3 protein-coding genes are annotated in these 3,968 nt (G+C 58.9%); all 3 read left to right on the forward strand.

The genetic code is table 11. From position 1 onward, the window contains the following. Window positions 1-149 precede the first annotated feature (149 nt). The 3 genes from IRZ31_RS20580 (at window position 150) to IRZ31_RS20590 (ending at window position 3,896) form a co-directional block, all read left to right on the forward strand. A complete protein-coding gene (locus IRZ31_RS20580) occupies window positions 150-1,223 on the forward strand; it encodes a universal stress protein (RefSeq protein WP_297157420.1) in 1,074 nt (357 codons plus the stop codon). A gap of 367 nt (window positions 1,224-1,590) precedes the next feature. Next, window positions 1,591-2,535, forward strand: a complete 945-nt coding sequence (locus tag IRZ31_RS20585) for a class I SAM-dependent methyltransferase (protein WP_297157423.1) — start codon at window positions 1,591-1,593, stop codon at window positions 2,533-2,535. A gap of 1,151 nt (window positions 2,536-3,686) precedes the next feature. Beyond that, window positions 3,687-3,896 (forward strand): thiomuracin/GE37468 family thiazolyl RiPP peptide, encoded by a 210-nt coding sequence (locus tag IRZ31_RS20590; RefSeq protein ID WP_297157426.1) that lies wholly within the window; start codon window positions 3,687-3,689, stop codon window positions 3,894-3,896. Window positions 3,897-3,968 lie beyond the last annotated feature (72 nt).

Below are 3,968 nucleotides of genomic sequence, written 5' to 3' on the forward strand. Positions count from 1 at the left end.
CGCATCATCGTAACGCTCTCGTGACCAGCATCAACTATGCTTGGGGAAGAGAAGAACAAGAGACAAGCGATGTGGACAGGACAGCCATGACCAGCGGTGCCTAGCTCGCGCGCTGCTGGCTCTCTCAAGCAGAAAGGAGTCGCAGACCGATGTTTCGCCGCATCCTTGTTCCCCTGGATGGCACCCCCGCCGCGGAACGCGCCTTGCTGATCGCCGCCCATCTGGCGCGCCCAGTTCAAGGATCAATCTCCGTGCTACGCGTGATTGAATGGCCTCCCCCAGGTGTGCTTGCTGATAGCAGTGCCCTCTATGATCCTTCCAGCAGCCTGGCAGAGCAAGCCCTGGCTCAAGCCGGGCGCTACCTCAACGAGACCGTTCAGAACTATGCTCAAGCCCTTGAACGCCTGCCCGTCGAGCAAGAGGTCGCTTTTGGCCCGCCAGCCTCAACAGTGTGTTCGGCGGCGCAGCTGGAGCAGACGGACCTCATCATCCTCTGCACCCATGCTGCTAGCCGGCTCAAGCGCTGGATCGTGGGCAGTATGGCGCAGCAAGCCGTCAGACGAAGCCCGGCCCCGTTGCTAGTCTTCCATGAGCAAGGGCCGCTGCTGCCCTTTCCGCGACCGGAACGTCCGCTGCGCCTGTTGCTGCCGCTTGATGGATCGCCGGTCGCAGAGGCCGCGCTCAGGCCAGCCTTTCAGCTGCTAGCGCAGCTTGTTCCTCCTGAGTTGAGCCTGGTACAGTTATTGCGTGTTATCGATATCTCGGGCTACGGAGCGTTAGGAGGAGGGCTTGTCTCTGTCCCTGATCTGGAGCTGCCTGAACAGCTCCAGGAGGAAGCCAGGAACTATGTGGAGGGAGTGGTGCAAAGAGTGCGTCAGGATCAGCTGGCCAATCCTGCTGTAACAATCACGTCGGCGGTGACGGTGGGCAGCAATGTCTCAGAGGCGATTCTCGAACATGCTACAGCTGAAGAGGAGCGGGACCCCACTCAGCGCTTCGATCTGATCGCGCTGGCGACTCACGGACGCACCGGACTGGCCCGCTTCTTGCTCGGCAGTGTAACTGAGCAGCTGCTTGCACACAGCAGGCTTCCCTTATTTATTGTGCGGCCCGGGATGCTGCGGGAAGAGGAAGACCCTGATGAGCAGGCCAAGCGGACCGGAGAAGAGCAGCGACAGACAGCCGATGATCCAGAGAGTACAGCCTGGACGGGGCTCCTCTAATGCCGATGGTTTCCCCTGGCTGGCTCTATCGCTTACTGAGAGGTGTGCCTGAAGAAAGGCATGCCTCTTGTTCTTTCCGATGTGTCCAGCCAGGTTGCCGAACTGCAGGTCGCTATCTCAGCCATTGTCTTCCCCCGTTCACGCACCAGCCCCGTCCGCCGACATACCCGCTCCCTCCAGCCGGGCCTGCCGGTTCTGTTCTGCATTAAAAAATCATAAAAAACCAACAATCAGGCATTATGACAAGCGCTTCTCGTTGACATCCCTCTTCTCCTTTCCTAGACTGACAGTGTTCGCTCTCCATCTGCACTCATTCATACTAGCTCTTTTCACACAGAGCGGGACCAGATAACAAGGAGGTAGCAGTATGCCCTGGTGGTTCTTCAGACGCAAGCGCCCAACAGCACCCCAGAGCAGTTTCCCAGCGATCTCAGACACTTCCGAACCAGCCCGATTCCCCAGTCGGGAGAACGCGATCACTCTACCCAACCACGCCGATACCGATCAGCGCCGCTATCTTGAGGAGCAGCCCTATCTGCTGCCCAAGGACCTGCAGGAGGTCAACCGCCTGGACTTTCAGCACTACGTACTGCGCGCTGCCCTGCGCCGCAACTATCTGGCTCCCATCCAGGCTCCGCGCCAGATCCTTGATGTTGGCTGCGGCACTGGACAATGGGCCTCCGAGCTAGCGCGTGAGTTCCCCCAGGCGAGCGTGGTCGGCCTGGATGTGGAGGAGGCAAAGCAGCAGACAGCTCCCCCGCCCAATTACCGCTTCGTCAAAGGAGACGTGCTTAATGGCCTCCCCTTCCCGGACCGCTCCTTCGATTTCGTCCATCAGCGCTTCTTATGGACGGCACTGCCACTGGCGGCCTGGCCCCGAGTAGTGCAAGAATTGGCACGGGTGACCGCACCTGGCGGCTGGGTCGAACTGCTGGAGCCGGGCCTGGAAGCGGCGCCTATGGGGCCAACCCATCGGCAGCTAGATGCCATGATCAAGGAACTGGCAGCGCTAAGGGGACTGGATGGAGAGGGTGCCGTCACCGCCTCACTGGATCGCTACCTGTGGGAGGCTGGTCTGTCACAGGTGCAACGACAGGTGATCGAGGTCCCTTTCGGAGACTGGGGCGGGCGCATCGGCTCCTTGCTGGCGCTGGACTTCCGCGAGTTCGCTCTGGCACTGAGTGGCGCGGCAACAAAACGCTTTCAGCTGAGTCCACAGCAGTATCAGGCGCTTGTCCAGGCCATGCTCCAGGAATGCAATGAACTGAAGACCATGTATCACTTTGTCGCAGCCTATGGGCGGAAACTCTGATTCCCCCAGATGGACCTTGAAGAAGAAAAGCCAGCATCGCGACAAACTTACCTTCCTGCCAACGCTGCAGGACCATTGAGTGCCCGCACAGGCAGACGAGCAGCGGGCACTCTCGCCTCTGGTGCCGGGATGATTCCCGGATCTGGCACCAGAGGCACGTCAGTCAGCAGCCGCCGGTGAGCAGAGCGGGGGCCTGATCAAAGAGCTGCCCGCTTGCCCTTGAGGAGACAGGGGCATCGCCGTGAGCGCGGCCAGATCGACTTTCCAGGTGCACACTGCTGGATCGGAAGAATAGGTATGGCCTGCTATTCCTACTTTTCACGTTCACCAAACAAGAGAGGCCTCAACTGACCCCCGGGCGGGGCTGGCAAAAGTTCCAGAGAGGCTACTAAACGTCTTCTTGATCACTGGCCCTCTCTAGACTCTCTACCCCACTTGACATTAACTCCACCATAATGGTATATTCGAAGCGTGAGCATGAATAGCCTCCATCTGGACAGGGAGTCGTCGAGATGGACGGTCGAGAGCCAGACAGACCTGGCGCAGATCGTCCGACTCCTCCGTCGGAATGCGAACGCCAACCCACCTGTCCTTTCCTGGGGGGGAAAGGCCCAGGGTGAAGGTTCCTTGAGTTCGCCATGCTCGCGCCCAGTTCCTCAGATCACTGTCGGGTAGATCGCTTCCAGGCAGGCTCAGCCATGCTGGATGGCAGGCTGGGTAATGAATAGGGCAATAGAATAATATCGATCTTCGGCCTGAGCCGCGCTATAAGGCTGGTCTACCATGCCAGATGACATCTCACTCAAGAGCAATGCTGCTCGGTGATTGGATGTGAAGGAGCATCTGCCTAGTACCGTCAGGTGTATCACAGGAGTGATTGCCATCGCAATCTGGCTGATTACCAGCGCCGGCTCCGCAAAATCAGGTACGTTAGAGGCCGCGCCCATAGCCTCGCTAGAGGCATACCACTCCTTCTCGTCTCCAGTCATCCAAACACCAGCACCCAAACTACGGGCATGAGGTGATACTGCCCTCTTAACCGCTAGACGTATTTTCAGATCTGTCGTGTATCGCTCGTCAAGAGCGGCAAGGGAGCAGTTTCTACCTTTATATAGCTGTAAATACAGCTTTTGAAGAGAAAGGAGTCTGAAATGCAAGAACTGCACGGCGAACTCGCTCAGCTGGAACTCGAAGGCCTCTCCCTCGATGACCTGGAGATCGAGGACCTGAAGCTCTCCAACGAAGGCGGCCTGGAGCTGCTCACCGCCGGCCACGGCATGGTGGAGATCGGCGCTTCCTCGGGCCAGACCGCCTGCTGCAGCTGCTGCATCGTCTGCTGCTGCTGCCCCTGCCTGGGTTAAGTAAGGCTCACCCCTCGGCAAGATATTCAGCGCCGGTCGACAGACTGATCGGCCTCCCGTGCGGGCTAGCGG

Source organism: Thermogemmatispora sp. (assembly GCF_019683635.1).
Lineage (GTDB): Bacteria > Chloroflexota > Ktedonobacteria > Ktedonobacterales > Ktedonobacteraceae > Thermogemmatispora.